2 protein-coding genes are annotated in these 1,082 nt (G+C 38.9%); both read right to left on the reverse strand.

All coding sequences use genetic code 11. From position 1 onward, the window contains the following. Positions 1-10 precede the first annotated feature (10 nt). The gene (locus FTU64_RS16235; protein WP_180023089.1) at positions 11-577 is read right to left on the reverse strand and encodes an IS630 family transposase; all 567 of its coding nucleotides are present in this window, start codon (positions 575-577) and stop codon (positions 11-13) included. Further along, a complete protein-coding gene (locus FTU64_RS16240) occupies positions 567-1,022 on the reverse strand; it encodes a helix-turn-helix domain-containing protein (protein WP_004973749.1) in 456 nt (151 codons plus the stop codon). The genes FTU64_RS16235 and FTU64_RS16240 overlap by 11 nt, the downstream gene beginning before the upstream one ends. Between the last annotated feature and the right edge of the window lie 60 nt (positions 1,023-1,082).

A 1,082-nucleotide genomic window follows, 5' to 3' on the forward strand; every position in this document is an offset into this window, starting at 1 on the left:
TAAGCTGTCATTAAAAAGTAAACATGTATTCTTTTCCGAATTGGTTTGATACTCTCTCCACCCATTGCTCTATTTTATCAGCTGTCATGACTTGAAAATCTCGCCAATAATATTTCATCTGCTTCCATACCATCTCGATTCGATTTAACTCAGGGCTATAAGCTGGAATAAAATACAAATTCGTCGAAAAGTTACTTTTAAGTAGCTCTCTGTAATCAGCCATCTTTTTACTTCTATGAATCGAGGCATTATCAACAATAAGAACCAATGGAAGGTTATAAGTCTGTTTTACTTGTTGAGCTATTCCAGTTAAATAGGCATAAAACCAAGTGCTTGTAACTGACTCTTGTAAACAACTTGTCACCAGTTCCCCCGTTGAAAGCAAACACCCCATGACATTAACTCGTTTTAATCTTATTGCATCAACCGCATGAACATCACCTATCTTTGTCCATGCATAGCGGTTATCAGGTGTAGATGAAAACCCTGTTTCATCAACATAACCTAATATAATTTCACCACGTGCCGCTTGCTCTCGTAATTTTTCAATCTGCTGTGTTGCTTGTTCAAATGCAATCGGATCTCTTTTTTTTCAAGCTATGACGGGTACGCTTGAAGACCATACCTGAATCACGTAAAAACTTACGAATGGTTTCAACAGACACGGACACTTCGTATTCTTCATGTAGTTTGACTCGGATTTGTTCTGCATTGAGTGGACTTGTATTGACCCAATCTAGGATTTTCGCCTGATAGTCTGAGATCAATGTATTGGGCCGACCTGAGCGATGACCTTCTTTAATCGATTCAAACTCATACAATTCCCAACGTCGGCGTTGTAGCCTTATGGTTTCTGGGATACGTTCTTGTAGAGTGGCAACTTCCGCAACACTTTTACCTTCAGAAAGCCAGAGAATAGTTTGGGCACGTTGTCTTTCACGCCAATGTTTTGCATGCTTGGCCAGAAAAATGAGTCGTTCTCGCTGTTCTAAACTAAGTGGTACAGAAACAATTCGAGGCATGGGTGAACATCTGTTAACTAAAAAAACTTTTTCGCATGATTAGTTATTTTTGTCAACTTA

The sequence above is a fragment of the Acinetobacter sp. YH12128 genome (assembly GCF_013418655.1).
Taxonomy (GTDB): Bacteria; Pseudomonadota; Gammaproteobacteria; order Pseudomonadales; family Moraxellaceae; genus Acinetobacter; species Acinetobacter amyesii.